The organism is Pontibacter sp. FD36 (assembly GCF_015686655.1).
Taxonomy (GTDB): domain Bacteria; phylum Bacteroidota; class Bacteroidia; order Cytophagales; family Hymenobacteraceae; genus Pontibacter.
Window position 1 is genome coordinate 99,178 of record NZ_JADPMP010000003.1, and the last position, 20,620, is coordinate 119,797.

Here is a 20,620-nt window from a genome sequence, read left to right on the forward strand (position 1 = left end):
TCCTGCTTTGCCTGCAAATTCGTAACTTTGTTTAGACCGAATCCTGAGAAAGAAAAGAGCAGATGAATCACCCGAACATACCTTTGGCCGAGCGCATGCGGCCGCACAATTTAGATCAATATTACGGACAAAAACACCTGGTAGGGCCAGACGGTATCCTGCGTCGCTACATAGAGGGTGGCGTGATACCGAGCATGATCCTGTGGGGACCTCCGGGCGTGGGCAAAACCACCCTGGCCAACATCATCGCTAACCAGATGAAGGTGCCTTTTGTAGCCTTGAGTGCCATTAACTCGGGCGTGAAGGACATTCGTGAAGTGATCGATCAGGCTAAGAAGCGTCAGGGCACGGTGTTGTTCATCGACGAGATTCATCGCTTTAACAAATCCCAGCAGGATGCTTTGCTCGGAGCTGTGGAGAAGGGTACGGTTACCCTGGTGGGCGCCACAACCGAGAATCCTTCCTTTGAGGTAATCTCAGCCTTACTTTCCCGCTGCCAGGTATACATCCTCAAGCACCTCACCAAAGACGAACTGATCGAGCTGGTGGACAAGGCCCTGGAGCAGGACGAATGGATGCGCCACCGCAAGGTACGGATCGAGGAGTACGAGGCTTTGCTGACCATATCGGGAGGTGATGCCCGCAAACTGCTCAACCTGCTTGAGATCGTGGCCGAAGGTATAAAAGCCGACGAAGTGGTGGTGACCAATGACCTGGTGAAGCAGGTAGCCCAGCAGAACATCGTGATGTATGACAAATCGGGCGAGATGCACTATGACTTGGTGTCAGCCTACATTAAGTCCATTCGTGGTTCTGACCCTAATGCGGCCGTATATTGGCTGGCCCGCATGATCGAGGGTGGTGAAGACCCCAAGTTCATTGCCCGTCGCTTGCTCATCGCCGCTTCTGAGGATATCGGCTTAGCTAACTCCAATGCCCTGCTCATGGCGACTTCCTGCTTTCAGGCGGTGCAGATGATCGGCTATCCGGAAGCGGAGATCATCCTGTCGCAGTGCACGGTATACCTGGCCACGTCTCCGAAGAGCAATGCGAGCTACAAAGCCATCAAGCAAGCCCGGCAGTTAGTACAGCAAACCGGCAACCTGCCCGTGCCACTACACATCCGCAACGCCCCAACCAAGCTAATGAAAGAGATCGGCTACGGCAACAACTACAAATACGCCCACGACTACGAAGGCAATTTTGTAGCGCAGGAGTTTATGCCACAGGAGCTCAGCAACACCGCCCTCTACCAGCCCGGCAACAACGCCCGCGAACGCGACATGCTCAAGCAACTGCAGGCGCAGTGGGGGAAGAAGTACAGGTATTAGTCAGATGGGGAATTTGAGAGCTTAAGAGTTATAAAATAGAAGAAGTGAACAGAACTATTTATGTAATTTTATTGGTGCTGCAAATTGTATTCTTTTTTGTTTGGCGGCACTTGGGTTACAATTACGGTGGGGCGTATGTTTTCCTCTCAGGAATCGTGCTACTCTATTTCCGCAGACGCTTTCTGGACATGAAGCCTTATTGGGGCAGCGATCTCAGTGATATTCCTAAATACTTCACAAGAAAATAAAAGCTTAATGTCAGGCAGGTAAAGCGAAGGTAAGCTGAAATCGAATCTTCAAAGAGTTCAGTCGCGCCCTGCTCAATTGTGCTGGTGATACACTAACTCGTGTATAAACAACAATCAACAGTACAACCATCAATAATTCAACAGTTAAGTTAGTCTATGAAATGGACCGATTGGTCGAAATTGCGGTTTATTGGGGCTTAGTATTGAACTTTAAGCGCTATTTTTGTTTATTGTATGCAGGGACCTATATTTCCCGTCACTAAAAAAACAGAACCTAAACATTAAATAGAACCTATGCTGAATTTCCTTAGATATGTGCTGGCTACCATTCTTGGCCTGTTCATATTCTTCTTCCTGGGCTTGCTGATCATGGTAGGCATCATTGCGGCATCAGCTTCCAAAGGCGATGTCACCGTTACCGAAAACTCGGTGCTGGAGCTCAAGCTTGATAAGTCTATTGTAGAGCGTGAGCAGGAGAATCCTTTTGGCGATTTCTCTATCGGCTTCTTCTCGATGAACAGCAATGATGGTCTTGATCAGATCAAAGCCTCTATTCGCCGCGCCAAAACAGATGACAACGTAAAAGGCATCTTCCTGAACATGCGCTTCGTGGATGCCGGTATGGGCAAGCTGGAAGAGATACGCAACGAACTGATCGACTTTAAAGAGTCTGGCAAGTTCATCGTGTCCTATGGCGACATGACCAACGAGAAGGCTTACTACCTGTCTTCTGTGGCTGATAAAATTTACCTGAACCCGATGGGTACGCTGGAGTTCAACGGCATCAGCTCTGAGGTGTTCTTTTTCAAAGGCACACTGGAGAAGCTGGACATTGAGCCGACCATCTTCAAAGTAGGTGAGTTCAAGAGCGCTGTAGAGCCTTTCTTCCTTGACAAGATGAGCGATGCCAACCGGCAGCAGATGACCTCGTTCCTGAATTCGATCAATGACTACCAATTGCGCAAGATTGCGGAGGCACGTGGCAAAACTTACGAGGAACTGAAAAAAGTATCCGATGAGGTGCTTGTTCGTGAAGCTGAAGACGCCAAAACCCATGGTCTGGCAACAGATATTGGTTACTATGACGAGGCTGTTGATTATATGAAAGAGCAGATGGGTGTTGATAAAGACAAGAAACTGCAGCTGGTGAGCCTTGGCAAGTATAAGAAAGTGAAAGACACTGAGAAGAGCGGCTCTGCTAAAAACCGCATCGCTGTGATCTACGCCGAAGGCGACATTGTGGACGGTGAAGGCGGCGATGATGAAATCGGCAGCATGCGCTATGCTGAGGCTCTTCGTAATGCCCGCATGGACAATAATGTGAAGGCTGTTGTACTGCGCATCAACTCACCGGGTGGTAGCGCACTTGCCTCTGACGTCATGTGGCGCGAGATTCAGGAGACCCGCAAGGTGAAGCCTGTCATCGCTTCCATGTCAGACATGGCTGCCTCTGGCGGTTACTACATGGCTATGGGCTGCGATACGATCGTGGCGCATCCGAACACCATCACAGGTAGTATCGGTGTGTTTGGCATCGTGCCGAATTTCGAAAACTTCTTCAAGAACAAGTTAGGCATCACAGTGGATCGCGTAAGCACTGGCAAACACTCTGACCTGCCGACTGTGACCCGCGCCATGACACCGTTTGAGAAAGAGATCGTGCAGCGTGAGATCAACAAGATTTACGAAGTGTTCACGCAGAAAGCAGCCGACGGCCGTGGCATGTCACAGGACCAGCTGAAGGAATTTGCCTCAGGCCGTGTGTGGTCAGGTATAGAAGCCAAAGAGCGCAACCTGGTGGACGTACATGGTGGATTAGAAGAAGCTATTGAGATCGCCGCTGCCCGTGTAGGTATAGAGGATGACTACCGCATCAAGGAACTGCCGCGCCGTAAGTCTTTCTTTGAGGAGATGTTCGGCGAAGCTGGTTCGCAGGTAAAAGAGCGTGCTGTGAAGGCCGAACTTGGACAGCTGTACCCTGTGTACAAAATGTACAAGAAAGTAGAGAACATGCAGGGTATCCAGACCCGCATGCCTTACGAACTGACAATCCAATAACAGCACTGGCAGGATCTAACCTGCCGCTGGTGAAGTACCCGAAAGCCCGCTGGTGTAAACCAGTGGGCTTTTTGTTTCAGGTCCAAGCCATTTTTTGCAAATTGCGGAAAAGAAGAAGGTATGAGCTTTGAAAGAACACATGATATAAGTCATTTATTCTCTCAAATTAAATAACCTATTTCGCGAACTATAATAGACAGAACATAAAACGATGAACGATATGATGCAGCAATTACGAGAGTCCGCTTCTTACATACAGGACCACACGGGCAACTTTCAACCTGAGTTTGGCATTATCCTGGGTACGGGCTTGGGCGCCTTGATCACAGAAATTGAAATTGAATATAGCCTCAACTACGCCGACATACCGCACTTTCCGGTTTCTACAGTAGAGAGCCACTCCGGACGACTGGCTTTCGGTAAGCTGGCTGGTCGTCGTGTGATCGTGATGCAGGGCCGCTTCCATTACTACGAAGGCTATACCATGAACCAGGTCGTGCACCCGGTGCGAGTGATGAAGCTGCTGGGCGTACAGAAGCTTTTCATTTCCAATGCCAGTGGTGGTTTGAACCCTGCCTTCAATACATCCGACCTGATGGTGATCACCGACCATATCAACCTGCAGCCATCCAACCCGCTGATTGGTCCGAACCTGGACGAACTGGGGCCTCGCTTCCCGGATATGAGCGAAGTGTATGATGAGAAAATGGTGCGCCAGGCGATGGTGATCGCTGAGGATGCCGGTTTCAAGCTGCAAGAAGGTGTTTATGCCAGCGTGCCTGGACCAATGCTGGAAACACTGGCAGAGTACAGCTACATCGCCCGCATCGGGGCTGATGCCGTAGGTATGTCCACCGTGCCAGAGGCCATTGCCGCCCGCCACATGGGCATGAAGATCTTTGGTATTTCGGTAATCACGGACATGGGTACGCCGGATCGCATCAAGAAAGTGATCCTGGCGGATATTCTGGAAGCAGCCGCGATAGCTGAGCCACGCATGACCATGCTGATCAAAGAGCTGGTGCGTCAGCAGTAATAGCTGAGCACAGGTGCGACAGCACTTAAAAGAGCAAACAGGGGCGGCCAGATGGCTGCCCCTGTTTGTTTGCAGTATTTTACATGGTCAGATAGGCGAGGGCGAGCAGCGCTGCGTTAAACAAGCCGTGTGACACGATAGCCCAGGTCAGGCTGAAGCGAAGGCGGATATAACCCCAGAACAAGGCACCAATAAACTGCGGCACCACCAGTAAAGGTACAAGGGCGATGGGTAGGTGCAGGTTTTCATAGTTGGCCAGGTGCACCAGGCCAAATACGATTGTGAAGGTATAAAACACCGTTGGGAAACGCTTTTCCCAGAGGCGCCGCAAATACCAGGCACGCATATCCGAAAGTACTACCCAAATAGCCAGCATCAGGGCCACAAGCCAGATCAGGGCACTCAGGAGTGTGCTGATCTGCAGCATCTCAAGCAGGGTAGGGAGTATAAAAAAAATGATGGTCAGGAAAGCAACAAACAGCCGCATGCGGGTATAGCGCAAGGGGGCACGGAAGAAGAATTCCTCTATCGCAGGAACGATCACGGCTACAGCCAATAGTACTAGCAGCGGGTTATTTTCCTCCAGGAAACGGCCCAGGCGATGACTGGCGAATGGGTTGTAACCCATCAGCTTGATCAGGCCGAATATGATTACTGCTATACCCAGGCTCAGGATGAACTTGAGTACGAACAGTTGCAGCAGTGGCCTCCATACCTCCTCAGGCTTTTGATGCAGCGCCTCCAGTTGTTTAGGAGCTTTCAGAAAACGCCAGAAGGCCAGTGCGGTTTCTTTTGGACGAGGGCTTGGGTTCTCTCTAACCCGGTCAGGAGGTAAAGGTGCTTCCATCGTTTGTTTTACTTCTCAATTACGACCGTTTTGCGGTTATAGGAGAGGTTTGTGAAGATGCCGATGCCTCCCTGCACGGAAGACACAATGCGCGAAGGCTGGGCAAATGGGTTTCCGTTGGCCCTGCGTGCATCCGAAATAGAGCTCAGGAAGTCGTAGTACTGCTTCTCGATGTGAAACAGCGATACGATCAGTGTATCGCCCTCTTCGTGATCATAGCCCGACCCGTAGGACACGCGCTGGCCATTGGTAAGCTGGTCACTGGATACGAAATCCCGCTGGGAGGAGTTGGACAGGCTGTCGCGGTGCACCATGTAGCGATAATAGTTCGCGGCATCCGGGTCGTCCTGGTAGGAAGTGAGCAGGTAGGCCTTGTTGCTTTCATTGAACTTCCACTCCACAGCCTCAATCGGAACCTGCCCCATGATGGTGGTAGTACCGGTCACGTGACGACCTTTCTTATCTTTGACCTCCAGCATAAGCACATCGCCGGGTTGCAGGTTGAGTTTCTCGTTTTTGCGATGAGTATAGTATTTGCCCGTCGCCTTGTTTTGAATGGGGCTGAAAGGCAGTTTGATCGTTCTGCCCTGGTGGGTGATGAACACTTCCGCATCCGGCACAAGGGGCAATTCGGGTTCGTTGAAGTAACTCACACTCTCCAGGACAACAGCCCGAAGGGGCTTGCCGGGCTCCAGGTAGCATTCAACCACGAGTTGTGATTCGTAGGGGGGTAACTTAATTTCCACTTCCTGCTCCATGTCACAGGATAACAGCAAAAAGAGTAGGGGCAACAGCAAGGTATAGATCGCTCGTCTGGTCTTCATCAGAACTTGAAATTATAGGTAACAGAAGGTATAACCGGGAATAGCGACACCTGCTTGGCCCGGAAGCCGAGGGTTTCGTTGTCGTCTTCGTCCTTCACCTGTTCAAAATACACAAAGTATGGGTTGCGACGGTTATAGGCGTTGTAGGCATTAAAGGTCAGGTCGGCCTCGCCACGTTTGGGCTTAAACTTGAGCACAAGGCCCAGATCCAGCCGGTGGAAAGCATCCAGGCGGAAGCTGTTGCGGTCGCTGTATACAGGCACCACGGTAGCACTTTTGCCCTGCACATCCTGAAAGGCGAAGCGGGCCACGGGCAGCGAATAGGCATTGCCGGTGCCATACACAAAAGCACCGGTCAGGTTGATGCGCTTGCTCAATTCGTGCAGCACCACCACACTCAGGTCATGGCGGCGGTCGTAGCGGGTCGGGAAGCGGCGGCCTCCGTTGATATCGTCGAACTGGCGGTAGCTCCACGACAAGGTATAGCCTACCCAGCCGGTGGTGCGTCCTTTTATCTTTTCGAGGTATACCTCATTGCCGTAGCTCTCGCCCTTGCCAAACAGAAACTCCCCTTCCAGGTTGTCATTCACAAAGAGATTGGCCCCGTCGCGGAAATCGATCTGGCGGTGCATCCACTTGTAGTAGAGTTCGTTGGTGACCATGTAGCGGCCTCCGCCAAAGAGATGGCTTATACCTGCGGCCACCTGTTGGGAGCGTTGCGGCTTCACGTAGTCATTGGATGGATACCAGATGTCAGTTGGCAATGAAGCACCTGAATTGGCTACCAGGTGGATGTACTGCATCATGCTGGCATAGCTGGCTTTCAGAGAGGTGTTCTCGCTGAGGCTATACCTGGCAGAAGCCCGCGGCTCAAAAGCACCGTAGGTTTTGCCACCGCTAGTGAAAGCCGACATACGAAGGCCGTAGTTAAGCGAAAGCTGGCTACTTACCTGGAAGTCATCTGCTATATAAGCAGCGGCTTCTGTGGCTTCGTAGTCATTGCCTGCCCCAAAACTGATGCGGTCATCATCTGAATCGAAATTGAGGCGGCCGATCGTGAAGTTGTGCCGGGTGGCCATAGCACCGAATTGCAAGGTATGTCCTTTGTCCAGGATCAGGCTGAAGTCGGTTTTGAGAGCAACATCACGGATATCGGAGGTCAGGCTGAAGCTGAACACGTCGATCTTGTTGCTGACGTTGTACTGGTAGCTGCTGCCCGAAAGCGTCGTATTTACCTGAAAGCGCGGATTGAACTTATGCTGCCAGCGCAAAGCGCCGACCTTATTCCCCCAGTCGAAACCAAACTGAAAGTCTGCATCGTTAAACCCGAAGAAATCATGACCAAAATAGCCACTTACAAACAGTTCGTCTTTCTCACCAAGCTTATAGTTTGCCTTGCCATTCAGGTCATAAAAGTAGTAGTCAGGTATAGGATTGTAGTCCTCTTTGCCTTCTTGTATGCGGTTGATCTGGCGTGTGAATACATCAAAATAGGTGCGCCGACCGGAGAGAACAAACGAAGATTTGTCTTTCACAATAGGCCCATCTACGGTCAGGCGCGAAGCAATCAGACCGATGCCGCCCGTTACACCAATGCGCTCTTTGTTACCTTCCCGCATCTTCACATCCACCACAGACGACAGTCTGCCGCCAAACTGTGCCGGGAAACCACCTTTATACAGTTCCACACTTTCAACCGCATCCGGGTTGAACACGGAGAAGAAGCCGAACAGGTGGGAGGCATTGTAGACCACGGCGTCATCGAGCAGCACCAGGTTTTGGTCAGGACCACCACCGCGCACATACAGGCCCGAGGCTCCTTCGCCGCCCGATTGCACACCCGGCTTCAGTTGCAGCGCCTTGATGAGGTCAACCTCGCCGAAGATGGCCGGCAGGAGTTTGGCTTCCCGAGTGGTCAGCGTCTCAACGCTCATCTGGTTGGCATTGAGTTTCTGCTGGAGCGAATTAGCTTCGATCACAACTTCACGTAACTGACTGTTGGCTGGCAACAAGGCAAAGTTAATAGTTAGGTCCCGGTCAGTAACCTCGATGGTACGGGTAGTAGTTTCGTAGCCGATGTAAGTGGCCTGTAAGGTATGGCTGCCTTCGGGCAGTTGCAGGGTATAGAACCCAAGGGCATCCGTTGCAGCACCGATACGAAGCTCGGGAACAGATACAGTAGCCCCTATCAGGGCGTCTTCGCTGCCGGTGCCCCGAACGTAGCCACTAATGGTGTAGGTGCTCTGTGCAAATACATCAGGGGCAAGGAAACTGAGTAGACAAATAATGTATACAGCGAAAGCTGGTAAGCGCATCTAACTAAAATTAAAACCGGGGGCTTTGAGAATCAGGCACAAAGGTACATACAAATAACCTGATCCGCCCCAGAAAAACGACCCTTATCAGATCGTCTTAAGTAGAATTTTTTAATGAAACAGCGCGATTCTCAAAATGTTCCTTTTTGGGGAGGGATTCTTAAGGCATGGTATCGTTTAGCCAGGAGGCTCGCAGGCGAAGCTGTCGCTCCGATGGAGAGGCAACCGGCTCTAGCAGGTGCAGTACTTCCCGTTTGACAGCGGTCACTTTTCCGGTGAGTTTTTTGGGTTTCACATTGCCCTTAGCGTCTTTGCGTCCTACGGTGATCTCTATTTTGCTGCCCGGCTTGGCCTGTTGTAGCTCTTCGCCTATGATGTCGCGGATGTTCATGGGTGTGATCTCTCTACCGTTAAAAGCCAGCAGTTGGTCTCCTTCCTTAAAGCCCATTTGCTTTCCGAACTCGTCCATGTCATCCGCCTCAGCCACCGTGATCTTGTCGGCTTCGCGGTCATAGCCTGGCACAAAGCCTCCGTAGGAATTGACCAGCTGCACCGAAACAGGCTCGTATTTAACTCCTACCTTGTTGAGCAGTTCCTCCAGCGGCAGGCGCTCACTGCCTTCCACATAGCGGGCAAAGAAGGTGCGAATCTCCGGGTAAGTGAGTTCGGCTATCTTATCAAACAGCTCGTCGTCTTTGAAAGGACGGCCTTTGCCGTAGGTTTTGGCCAGGTCCTGCATCAGGTCTACCAGACCGTACTTGCCATCTGACAGGTCGCGCAGCTGTATATCCAGCGCCATCCCGATCAGAGCTCCCTTTTGGTACACATTACCATATTGGTTTTCGTGCTGGTCCAGCACTTTGGCACTCATTTCCGTGAAGGGCAGGGTATCGTTAAAAGCCATGGAGTTGAAAATATACTCCCGGATCTTCTGCATGAACTCGTCTACCGAGACCAGGTTTTCGTGCACCTGCACATGCGAAGCAAAGTATTCTGTTACGCCCTCATACAACCACAAGTGCTTCGACATGCGCGGGTTGATGAAGTCAAAGTCGTGGATTTCTTCGGATTGAATGGAAAGTGGCGTCACAATGTGAAAGAACTCGTGGGCCGCCACGTCGCGCATGGTGCTGTTGAAACGCTCCTCTGGCATCTCAGGCAGGTAGTAAACCGAAGAGTTGGAGTGCTCCAGTGCACCATAAGAACCCGACTTGCCTGGTCGCTCCGGCACGTAGATCAGGAAAGCGTACTTGTCGACCGGCAGGGTGCCGCCGAGGTAGCTGCGCTGCGCTTCCAGAATATCACGGATGTTGTCGGCGATGGGTTTGGAAGTAACCCGGCCAGTAGGGGAATATACGGATACTAGCACGTCAGTCCCACCCAAATTCAGTACAGTCGTGTCAGGTTGATTGTACATCAGCGGCGAGTCGGCCAGTTCCACATAATTGGGCACTGTATAGGTGTCGGCAGTGGCTGTGCTGGACGTAGCCTGCAGTGCCGTGGAGCCATAAAAACCGGCGGGTTTGGTAACCGTGAGCTCGTAAGGCACCTGCTTTAGTCCGTCGAAATAACCCACGAAGCCAAACGGGTTGAGCAGAAAGTTCTTGCCTTCTTCGATGTTGGTGCCGCCCGGTTCAAATACCACATCCTGCCGTCTTTCGGCATCAAATGTATCGTCTACCCAATAAGTGATTCTGTCCAGGTTCTGAGCCTGCGTAATGCGCCAGCGGTTGGTGTCGATCCGCTCCACTGGCAGCGGCTTGCCCTGCTTGTCCAGCGCCTGAAACTCTGATACGAACTTGCCAAAGTCAGATACAGAGTAGGTGCCGGGCACGATCTTGGGCATGTTATAAATGGCCTCGCCCTGCTTGATGGCCGGTGGACGCAGGCTTACTGGTACCCTATCACCTTTCACCTGGGTGAGGTCGATGGTAACGGCATAGCGAGGTTCAGGTGTCGACTGAGTGGCAACTGAGGAACAGCTGAAATGAAGGCTGAGCAGCAGGAACAGGATCGTTTTGGTTAATTTCATGTAGTGCGGACGTGAGTTAACAACCTAGTTAACGGTCACGGGCTGCTTTTGGGTTTGTACTTGCCTTTTCTCTAAAAAAGAATCGACAGAAAGGGGACCGGCACCGTTGAACAGGTAAAAGAAACCTGCGAAAATAAGCTCAGCTGCCGGATAGTATTGCGGAAAGGTCTGCCCTATGTGCACAATTATAATAGCAGCCGTGAAATTGATGATCAGTAACAAGCCGGCGATCCGGACTCCCCAGCCTAGCAGGAGCATCAGGCCAATCAGAAACTGGGTATAGACCGAAAGATGTGCGGCCACCAGCGGGTAGGGCACTCCATGCGCCTGCAGAAAATCCCGGAACTCGAGCATTCGCTCCCAGCTAAACACGTTATCCTGTACGCCATAGATCAGAAAAATGCCCATTGCAAAACGCAGGAACACCACTCCATAGGCTTTGTGACGACGAAAAAAAGCGAAAGCGTTCCTTGTCATAGGTTACCTGAGAGCACTGATGACTTTGTTCTTCTCATAATCAGAGCCAATGGTATTGGCTGCTTTCTCCACTTCTGCACGCAGATCTTTATTATCGGAAGGTATAGCACTCGCAATATTGCGGAGAACTTTGCCTTTTTCGTAGTCGGAGCTTATGCGGCTTACGACCGGCAGCAGCTCTTTGTACTGGGCCTGTGACAGTTTGTGGTTCTTTACAATTGAGTTGATGATTTTTGCCTTCTCATAGTCCGATGAAAATTTATCGATGATGGAAAAGGCTGACTTGTAGTTGTGCTGGATGAAGTCAGACTGTTTGGTCAGTTGCTGCAGCACTTTGGCTTTTTCATAGTCAGAAGATATTTTGCCCGTCTGTTCCAGCGCCATGGCCATACTCTCTTTGCTCAGATCCGGTGTCTCCAGCAAATAAAGCAATGCCTTGCGCCGCTCGTAGTCAGAACTGATTTTGTCGCTCACCTGTAGGTAGCTGCTCACCACATCCTTGTTTTTTAGATGTGCAGCGGTTACCGTACCCAAAGCTTTTCGGCGCTCATAGTCGGAAGATACGTGCTTGTCCACAAACTGCAACGACTGCTTCACATCGGCAGGTTTCAGGTCTGGCTGCTGGTACAGGTGTTGCACAAAGCGCATCTTCGCATGTTCACTACCTGCTTTTTCTGCTTCAGCAAGTACTCCTTTCGCACCTTCTTTGCCATACAGGTCTTTTACTAACTCGGCTATACCTATGCCGGTGTTGGCCATCAGGTCCGGCATCACCTGCTGCAGCCACTCTCTGCCAGCTGGCTCATAAGCTACCTTTTTCCCATTCTCTGTGTAAGTGCGGGTTAGGTTACCGTTCGCATCGCTCGTGATCTCGAGCCGCTTCGTATCATCATTAACCGAGCGCATGTACTTGAGGTAGCCGTTCGGGGAGATGCTTTTGATGTCTTTCAGGTCATCGGTAAGGGTGACAGTTCCCTGGCGTTTCAGTTCTTCCCGCTTGTTGTTATCTGTGTTGATGTATACCTGCTCTCCGTTCTTACCGTCTTTGCCACCTACCTGTATCCGGACATTGTTGTTTTTCTTCTTTGTCTTCACGGTGTCCTGCTGCATTACTTCCACACCGGTAATAAGGCGCAGACTGGTAGAGGCGGCTGGGCGCAGGTCAAGCATGCTCAGGACGCCAGCGGCAAGTGAAGCAAAAAAGATAGTAGATGGCTTTGTCATAGTTTTTATTTTTAATGATGCATTTTGTTGGGTAAAGGATGCTTCAGCGGGTATCTTTTTTTGACAACCCGCTGAATTCACCTTCAATTAACAATACAAACACAAACTCAATTATATTACTCCGTGCGTAGCGCCTGCACCGGGTCCTCCAGCGCGGCTCGTGTAGCTTTAAAGCTCACGGTCAGGATAGCAATGAGTAGCGCCAACAGTCCCGAGATTAAGAATACCCAGATGCTGATCGGCGTGCGGTAGGCGAAGTCCTGCAGCCACTGTTGCATGCCGTACCAGGCGAGCGGACTCGCGATCAGAATGGCCAGGCACACCAGCACAGCAAAGTCTTTGGTTAAAAGCACTACTATACCTGAGATCGAGCTGCCCAACACCTTGCGGATACCAATCTCCTTGGTGCGCTGTTCTGTTGTAAAGGAGGCTAGCCCAAACAAGCCCATGCAGGCGATGATGATGGTGAGGAAAGTAAAATAGCCGAAAATGGTCAGCATTTTTTCTTCCGCCCGGTACTGCTCGTTGAAGCTGTCATCCAGAAAGAAGTAGTCCATCGGGTGTGAAGGAGCGAGGCGCTGCCAAACGCTCTCCACATGCGCGAGGGTCGCCTCCATGTTTTCAGGGGTAATGCGTGCCATCAGGTAACCATTGTTCTGCGGGGCGAGCATAATCACAAGCGGCTCTATCTGGCTGTGCAGCGAGGTATAGTTAAAGTCTTTCACTACCCCGATCACCTTGGCCCGGGTGGTATCGGAGCCACCAATGCGTTTGCCAACGGGGTCAGTCCAGCCCATCACTTTGGCGGCCGCTTCATTGACCATAATGCCGTACTGCAGGTCCGTGCTCATGTCTTTTGAGAAGTTCCTGCCTGCTACCACAGGTATAGCCATTAGGTCGAAGAACTCATAATCCACCCAAATGGTGTTAAAAGTTTTCTCTACCATCTGGTTGTCGCGCTCCACATTGAAAATGATAACGCCTGTGCTCGCTCCCGGAATCATGGCGCTGGTGGTCGCGCTGGTAATATTCGGGTGCTTCAGCAATTCGGACTTCACGACAGGCATTTTGTTGACTATCGTTGTATCGCCGCTGGGAATGTCCACCACCAGCACTTGTTCTTTATTGAAGCCAAGGTCCTGCGTCTTGAGGTAGTGCATCTGGCTGTACACGACCACCGTGCCGATGATCAGTACCAGCGAAATGGTGAACTGCAGAACCACAAGCCCTTTTCGCAAAAAGGCTCCACTGCCTGATGGCATTTTGCCTGTTTTCAGGATATCGACCGGCTTGAAATGTGACAGCACAAGTGCCGGATAACTACCTGCAATCAAACCGATGAAAAGGCCGATCCCGAGCAGCGTCAGCGCAAAGGAAAGATCTAGGAAATAAGTGCCGGGTATATTTTTGTCAGCCAGTGCATTGAAGGTGGGCAGCATCAGTTCGACCATTACCAGGGCCAGTAGCACTGCCAGCAGTGTGAGCAGCACTGATTCGCTCAGGAACTGGGCGATGAGTTGCGAGCGATTAGCTCCTACCACCTTGCGGAGTCCTACTTCTTTTGCCCGCTTGGTCGCACGTGCCGTCGCCAGGTTCATGTAATTGATGGAGGCGATCAGGAGGATGAAGAGACCAACAAATGAGAAAATATAGATGTAGGATTTTTTCCCAACCGGAAAGGCCTCCCACAGGTAGTCGGTGTTCAGATGGATGTCTGGCAACGCTTGCAGGTGCAGTTTCACACGTTCTGTCGTGTTGGGGCGCCCGGGTGATACACGACGCTCCACAAAAGCGGGCAGTTGTGACCGAAGTGCCGAGGCATCGCCAGCGTTTCTGAGCAGCACATAGGTATAGCTGTTTGTGTTGCCCCAGTTGGTGCGCATGTTATTGCGAGCTTCTGCAGGTATGGTGCTGAAGGAGGTAAGCACGTTAGGGCGCATATGGGCCGCGTCCACAGACTCGAATATACCTGTCACTTTATAGGACTGGTTGCCAATGCGGAGGGTACTGAACATGGCATCCAGCGGATCGTTAAAGAACTTCGCCGCCACATCTTTTGATAGCACCATCGTGTTTGGCTCCATCAAGGCTGACTTAGAATCACCCTCCAGCATTTTGTAGTCAAAGAGCTGAAAGTAATTGCTGTCTGCCCAAAAGGTATAGTCGATGGTAATGGCTTTTTCATCTAAGCGAAGCACCTGCTTGCCACGGTTGATCATGCGGGTAGAAGCTTCCACTTCGGGGAAGTCTGCTGCCAGGGCAGGGGCTAGGGCTGCGTGGGTAACAGAGGCTTTTTCAACTTCATCCTCTACAATCAGGTCGTTGACGACGCGGTATATCCTGTCATGCTTCGAGAAGGCCTTATCATAGCTGAGCTCATGCTGCACATACAGGTATATGAGGACGCAGGAGGCAATACCGATGGCCAGACCAACGATGTTGATGGCAGCATACACTTTGTTTCGTGTCATGTTGCGCCAGAAGATGAGAAGGTAATTCTTGAGCATGGATTTTACCGCTTTAGTCACTCATTTCATTTGGTCAATAGCCTATACCTGCAAAACTATTGTAATGCAGGGACCACCACTCACATTGATGCGAAGCACCTCGCTGCTTTTGCAGATGTGCTGTCATCACATGAGACAGAAAGATTTCTGCTATCAGCCTTAAAGCAGTTCGGCAGCGTGTTTTCTGGCGTTGAGGCTCTCCGTCACGATCTGACCGTCAAACAGGTTAACGATGCGGTGTGCATATTCGGCATCAGAAGGAGAGTGCGTTACCATCACTACCGTAGTGCCGGCATCGTTAAGCTCAGAAAGCAGCGACATCACCTCACGGCCATGTACTGAGTCCAGGTTACCGGTCGGTTCGTCAGCCAGGATCAGGCTTGGGTTGGATACTGTAGCACGGGCAATGGCGACACGCTGCTGCTGACCACCCGAGAGCTGCTGTGGGAAGTGCGCATGGCGGTGGGCGATACCCATACGCTCCATGGCCTCTTTCACACGTTTGTCGGCTTCAGCACGCGGTATACCCAGGTAAGCTAGTGGCAAACCGATGTTCTCCTCCACCGTCAGCTCATCGATCAGGTTGAAACTCTGGAACACAAAGCCCAGGTTATGCTTGCGGATCTTGGCACGCTGGCGCTCCGATGCATGGCTGATGTCCTGGCCCAGGAAGCGGAAAGTGCCGCCCGAAGGACTGTCAAGCAAACCGAGGATGTTCAGCAGCGTGGATTTACCACAACCGGATGGACCCATCACCGCCACAAATTCGCCTTTGGCGATGCGCAGGTCTACACCCGCCAGGGCAGTCGTCTCAACCGTATCGGTGATGTATTTTTTTTCTAACTGCTGTGTTTCGATGATAAAATCTTCCTTGCTCATGATTTCTATATTGTTGATTGATGATTGTTAAATTGTTGTTTTAGCAATTATTTGAGTTCCAGCCGGTCTATGTCGCCGTAGCTCTCATAGGAGGAGAGAACCACCTTCTCGCCTGGCTTTAGGCCGTCAAGTACTTCGTAATGCTTTGGGTTCTGACGACCCAGTTTGATGGAACGCTTGGTCGCATGGTCGCCCGACTTATCCACCACGAATATCCAGCTGCCGCCTGTGCTTTGGTAGAAACCGCCGCGTGGCAGGAGCACGGCCTTGCCGCCATCATTCAGGTTCAACCTGATTTGCAATGTCTGACCGCGGCGTATACCTTGCGGAGTGGCGTCCCCGGCAAATTCCAGGTCTACCTGAAATGTACCGCCCTGCACCTCAGGGAACACCTTAGCCACTTTTAGTTTATAGTTCTGTCCGTTGAAGTCGAAGTTGCCCTCCAATCCAGGATATATGCGGGAGATGTAGTGCTCATCAATAGAGGCTCTCACCTTGTAGCCGCTCATGTCGTCTACCTGTCCAATGTTCTCGCCGGCGCCTTTAGACTCACCAACCTGGGCTTTCAGCGTAGAAAGCTGGCCGGATATAGGGGCTGTCACATACAAGCTGTTCAGCGTGTTGCGGGCCATGTTAATATTGGCCTGCATTCTTCTGATGGATTCATCCAGCTGGCGCAGGCGGTCATCCAAAAGTTTTGCGTCCTGCTTCACAGAGCGGTCACCAAGGATCTTGCGTTTTTTGAGGTACTCGTACTCTTCTTTCGATGCCTGGAATTCCTCCTGCGAGATCACCTTTTCCTCAAACAGTACTTTGTTCCGGTTGTAGGCCCGCTCAGCTGTTGCCAGGTTGTATTCAATCTCGGCCAACTGGTTCAGCTGCCTGATCTGCTCCTGCTTCATGGTGATCTCAGAGTTCTGACGTTCATTCATCAGGTCGTAGAGCTGCGTTTCACGGGTCATGAAGTCGATCTGGAGCGTTGTGTTGGAAAGCTTCAGAATAGTATCTCCTTTCTCCACCATGCGACCGTCATCGGTATAGATCTTCTCCACACGGCCGCCTTCTGATATGTCAAGGTAGAATGTTTTGAGAGGCTCCACCGCGCCATCGATGGCGATGAACTCTTGAAACACGCCGTTCTCTACGGTGCCTACGGTTATGCGCTTGCTGTCAACGTTGAGTTTAGAGGAGTGTTCTGCAAAAAGTAGGTTGTATAGAATCACCACCAACAGCAGGGCAGCACCGGCTGCAGCAGCGATTTTCTTAGGAGTATATTTTTTCTTTTCTATGACGCGATCCATAGTGGGGAAAGAGTTTCTGTGTAATGCTGCACAAGGATTGCCAATAAATGTGCCATTGTAATTAAAATGCTGTATAACAGTGTTTTGTGAATTGTTTGGCTGGCGATATCGAGCTAAACTGTTCGGTATCGTACACTACTTTGTCTGTATGCGAACACTTGAACACACGAGTAAAAATACACTGTTTTTCTCTTTCTGAATTTACGGCGGGACACAGGGGGATAACTTTTGGTATTCTGAAACAGAAAGTATTTCTTTACCCCGAAGAATTTGTAAAGTCCTTGCAGCCCATGCGGAAAACCGATTGTAAAATACTGGTGGTAGATGACGAAGAAGACATCCTGTTGGCAAGCAGATTGCTGCTCAAGCAGCACTTTGCTACGGTGGTGACAGCTTCGGATCCCTACAGCATTCCGGCTTTGCTGCAGGAGCACCGTTTTGATGTGGTGCTGCTGGATATGAATTATAGCACCGGTGCCACCTCCAGCAAGGAAGGACTGCACTGGCTGAAACAGATCCTGAAACTGGCACCGGCAGTCAAGGTAATTCTGATGACGGCCTATGGCGATATTGAACTGGCAGTGCGTGCCCTTAAAGAAGGGGCCACCGATTTTGTCTTAAAACCCTGGCAGAACGATAAGCTGGTGGCTATCCTCAAGACTGCCTGCCAGCAGAATAGGGGAGTGGGCAAACGCAGTGCGGAAACAGCCGAGCAAAACCAGACCGCCTTCCACTATGCCGGTTTTATCGGCGTATCACCGGCCATGCAGCGGGTATACCAGACGATAGAAAAAGTAGCCGGTACAGATGCCAATGTGCTGATACTCGGAGAAAACGGCACAGGCAAGGAAGTAGCGGCACGTGCCCTGCACCGTAAGTCGAAACGGGCCGATAAGGTCTTTGAGAAGGTAGACCTGGGAGCTATTAGTGAGACACTTTTTGAAAGCGAGTTGTTCGGCCATGCCAAAGGCGCCTTTACCGATGCCAAGGAAGAGCGCATGGGGCGGATGGAGGCGGCGAATGGCGGAACCTTGTTCCTGGACGAAATAGGCAATCTTTCGCTCCCACTTCAGGTCAAGCTCCTGTCTGTGCTGCAAAACCGACAGGTGATCCGGCTCGGTACCAACAAGCCTCGCCCCATCGATATCCGCCTGATCTGCGCGACCAACATGCCGCTTTACGACATGGTGCGGGATGGCACTTTCCGGCAGGACCTGCTTTACAGGATGAACACCGTAGAGATATACCTGCCCCCGTTGCGGGAGCGTCGTGAGGATATCCGGTTGCTGGCGGAGCACTTCCTGCGCGTGTACAGCCAGAAATATGAACGTGAAGGACTAGGTATAGCACCTGGCACCATTCGCCGGCTGACCGAGTACCGCTGGCCGGGCAATATCCGGGAGCTCGATCATGCCCTGGAGCGAGCCGTGATTTTGTGTGACCAGCAGGAACTGCAGCCGGAGGATTTTTACTTTGCCCCGGACGATGTATCGGCTAAGGTCACCGGTCAGGAGCCTGTTTTGGAAAACGACTATACCTTGGAGGCATTGGAAAAAATGATGGTGCAGAAAGCCCTTGTAAAACACGCCGGCAATATTACCCATGCAGCAAGGGAACTCGGTATCACCAGAACAGCTCTTTACCGCCGAATAGAAAAACATGGTTTATAACCGCTTCAGAGTTAACCTACTGTTGCGGGTGATGCTGTTGATCATCAGCATTGTCGGCATCACACTGGTTCTATACCGCACTGAATGGTACATGACAGCCATTTGCATGGGATTGTTGCTGCTTTTTCAGCTCTATGACCTGGTGCATTTTGTAGAACGAACCAACCGCGATATTTCAAGCTTTCTGGAAGCTATTCAGCACTCAGACTTTACACATCGCTTCGCAATAAAAGGTGGCAATCCGACCTACAAGGAGCTTTATCAGTCGTTTAACGATGTAGCAGATGCCTTCCAGCGCATCAAAACGGATAAACAGGTACACCACTTGTACCTGCAGGCGATCGTGGAGCACATTGGCGTAGGTATCGTTTCTTTTGAGGAGAATGGGCGTGTGGAGTTGGTCAACCATGTGTTGAAAGAAGTACTGCACACGCCTCACCTGGAGCACATAGAATCGTTGGGCCGCATCAGTGAGGAGCTGGTGGAAACGTTGCACAGCATCGGTCACAACGAGAGAAGGCTTGTTAGCCTTCAGGTACGGGATGAGCAACTGCAGCTGGCCCTGCATGCCACTATCCTGTTCTCGCAGGGGCGTACCTTGAAGATTGTGTCGTGCCAGAATATCAAATCAGAGTTAGAGGAGCAGGAGTTGCAAACCTGGCAGAAATTGATCCGGGTGCTCACCCATGAAATTATGAATACCATCACACCGGTCATCTCCCTCACGGCTACAGTTTCGGATTTGGTAGAAGAGGAGGTGGTCGCAAAGGCTGTAGCTGGAGAAATGCCAGAGGAGGAGGCGCTGGAAGATATACAGGCGGGATTACGCACGATTGAGAAACGAAGTACCGGGATGCTCCACTTCGTGCAGAACTATCGCCGTCTGATGCGGGTGCCCACGCCAGAAGTTCAGACCGTTAAAGTAAAGGACCTGCTCAAAAATGTACAGACCCTGCTGCAACCTGAAATGGAGGCCAGGCAAACGAGGCTCTCCATCTACCTGCGCCATGAGAAGGCTGAACTGCAGCTAGACCCGGAACTGATCGAACAGGTGCTGATCAACCTGATCAAGAACGGGATGGAAGCATGTCAGCAGTCAGCAAGCCCCTGTGTGGAAGTGATTGCCTATCAGGAAGAGCAGGACAGAGGTCGCTTTCGGATCGATGTGCAGGACAACGGGACTGGGATTGCTCTTGAAGACCTGGATAAGATTTTTATTCCTTTTTTTACCACCAAAAAGCAGGGCTCAGGTATAGGTCTCAGCCTCTCTAGACAAATCATGCGCCAACATGGAGGCACTATACGTGTCAGCAGCCCCCCAGGCGGTCCTACCACCTTCAGCCTGATTTTTCGAATCAATGATGAGTAGTGAGTAATTAAGAATGGTTTGGAAAACGTTGAGTGGAAGTGCCAAGCAGCTGAAGCTTAGGTATATCAGCTTCCGCTACTCTTTTATTACAAATTAAAAATTACTCACTACTCATTATTAACTCCTACAGGTTCTGCTGAATGATTTGGTTTAGCTGATGTCCCGGCACGGCACCGGCCTGTTTCCAAACTACCTGACCATTTTTGAAAAGCATAAAAGTAGGCACACCCTGCACACGGTACTGCTGAGCGGCAGCCTGATTCTTATCCACGTTTATTTTGATGACCTTCAGCTTCCCTGAAAACTCCTTGGCTAGCTGCTCCACTACCGGGTTCATCATTTTGCATGGGCCGCACCAATCGGCATAAAAGTCCACGAGTACCGGCATGCCCGGGCTTTTGATCAGTTCAGCGAATGATTTCTTTGCCATAGCTCTATTGTTTAATTGTTTTTACGAGGTGCAAAGCTAAAGGATAAAACCCGCAGACACTAAAAAGCTGCA

15 protein-coding genes are annotated in these 20,620 nt (G+C 51.0%); 5 read left to right on the forward strand and 10 right to left on the reverse strand.

Annotation, left to right across the window (positions count from 1 at the left end; genetic code table 11):
* Positions 1-62 precede the first annotated feature (62 nt).
* The 3 genes from I0P70_RS05155 to I0P70_RS05165 all read left to right on the forward strand — a co-directional run bounded on the left by I0P70_RS05155 (position 63) and on the right by I0P70_RS05165 (position 4,673).
* Entirely contained in the window at positions 63-1,331 is a 1,269-nt protein-coding gene (locus I0P70_RS05155; protein WP_196115155.1) for a replication-associated recombination protein A, read from the forward strand.
* A 542-nt stretch (positions 1,332-1,873) separates the two neighbouring features.
* Positions 1,874-3,637: a signal peptide peptidase SppA gene (gene sppA, locus I0P70_RS05160; protein ID WP_196115157.1), complete on the forward strand. Its 1,764-nt coding sequence runs from the start codon at positions 1,874-1,876 to the stop codon at positions 3,635-3,637.
* Between the two features lie 220 nt (positions 3,638-3,857).
* A complete protein-coding gene (locus I0P70_RS05165) occupies positions 3,858-4,673 on the forward strand; it encodes a purine-nucleoside phosphorylase (RefSeq protein ID WP_196115159.1) in 816 nt (271 codons plus the stop codon).
* A gap of 79 nt (positions 4,674-4,752) precedes the next feature.
* Here the strand turns inward: I0P70_RS05165 and I0P70_RS05170 are convergent, their stop codons facing one another.
* The 9 genes from I0P70_RS05170 to I0P70_RS05210 all read right to left on the reverse strand — a co-directional run bounded on the left by I0P70_RS05170 (position 4,753) and on the right by I0P70_RS05210 (position 17,079).
* Positions 4,753-5,520, reverse strand: a complete 768-nt coding sequence (locus tag I0P70_RS05170) for a CPBP family glutamic-type intramembrane protease (protein WP_196115161.1) — start codon at positions 5,518-5,520, stop codon at positions 4,753-4,755.
* Between the two features lie 8 nt (positions 5,521-5,528).
* Positions 5,529-6,344 carry a DUF4249 domain-containing protein gene (locus I0P70_RS05175; protein WP_196115163.1) on the reverse strand — a complete coding sequence of 272 codons (816 nt, stop codon included), beginning with the start codon at positions 6,342-6,344 and terminating at the stop codon, positions 5,529-5,531.
* Positions 6,344-8,659, reverse strand: coding sequence for a TonB-dependent receptor (locus I0P70_RS05180; RefSeq protein WP_196115165.1), 2,316 nt, complete (start codon positions 8,657-8,659; stop codon positions 6,344-6,346). Before I0P70_RS05180 ends, I0P70_RS05175 begins: the two co-directional genes overlap by 1 nt.
* Before the next feature lie 160 nt (positions 8,660-8,819).
* Positions 8,820-10,691 (reverse strand): peptidase M61, encoded by a 1,872-nt coding sequence (locus I0P70_RS05185; protein WP_196115167.1) that lies wholly within the window; start codon positions 10,689-10,691, stop codon positions 8,820-8,822.
* A gap of 24 nt (positions 10,692-10,715) precedes the next feature.
* Positions 10,716-11,168 (reverse strand): DoxX family protein, encoded by a 453-nt coding sequence (locus I0P70_RS05190; protein WP_196115169.1) that lies wholly within the window; start codon positions 11,166-11,168, stop codon positions 10,716-10,718.
* A gap of 3 nt (positions 11,169-11,171) precedes the next feature.
* Positions 11,172-12,392 carry a hypothetical protein gene (locus tag I0P70_RS05195; protein WP_196115171.1) on the reverse strand — a complete coding sequence of 407 codons (1,221 nt, stop codon included), beginning with the start codon at positions 12,390-12,392 and terminating at the stop codon, positions 11,172-11,174.
* A 116-nt stretch (positions 12,393-12,508) separates the two neighbouring features.
* Entirely contained in the window at positions 12,509-14,899 is a 2,391-nt protein-coding gene (locus I0P70_RS05200) for an ABC transporter permease (RefSeq protein ID WP_196115173.1), read from the reverse strand.
* A 159-nt stretch (positions 14,900-15,058) separates the two neighbouring features.
* Positions 15,059-15,778: an ABC transporter ATP-binding protein gene (locus I0P70_RS05205; RefSeq protein WP_196115175.1), complete on the reverse strand. Its 720-nt coding sequence runs from the start codon at positions 15,776-15,778 to the stop codon at positions 15,059-15,061.
* A gap of 47 nt (positions 15,779-15,825) precedes the next feature.
* A complete protein-coding gene (locus I0P70_RS05210) occupies positions 15,826-17,079 on the reverse strand; it encodes an efflux RND transporter periplasmic adaptor subunit (protein WP_196115177.1) in 1,254 nt (417 codons plus the stop codon).
* A gap of 290 nt (positions 17,080-17,369) precedes the next feature.
* On the opposite strand from I0P70_RS05210, the gene I0P70_RS05215 reads away from it, so the two are divergent.
* Together I0P70_RS05215 and I0P70_RS05220 are read left to right on the forward strand one after the other, a co-directional pair.
* Positions 17,370-18,749, forward strand: a complete 1,380-nt coding sequence (locus I0P70_RS05215) for a sigma-54 dependent transcriptional regulator (RefSeq protein ID WP_196115178.1) — start codon at positions 17,370-17,372, stop codon at positions 18,747-18,749.
* Positions 18,739-20,118 (forward strand): PAS domain-containing sensor histidine kinase, encoded by a 1,380-nt coding sequence (locus tag I0P70_RS05220; RefSeq protein ID WP_230392011.1) that lies wholly within the window; start codon positions 18,739-18,741, stop codon positions 20,116-20,118. The genes I0P70_RS05215 and I0P70_RS05220 overlap by 11 nt, the downstream gene beginning before the upstream one ends.
* Before the next feature lie 124 nt (positions 20,119-20,242).
* Here the strand turns inward: I0P70_RS05220 and trxA are convergent, their stop codons facing one another.
* The gene (gene trxA, locus I0P70_RS05225; RefSeq protein ID WP_196115180.1) at positions 20,243-20,548 is read right to left on the reverse strand and encodes a thioredoxin; all 306 of its coding nucleotides are present in this window, start codon (positions 20,546-20,548) and stop codon (positions 20,243-20,245) included.
* Between the last annotated feature and the right edge of the window lie 72 nt (positions 20,549-20,620).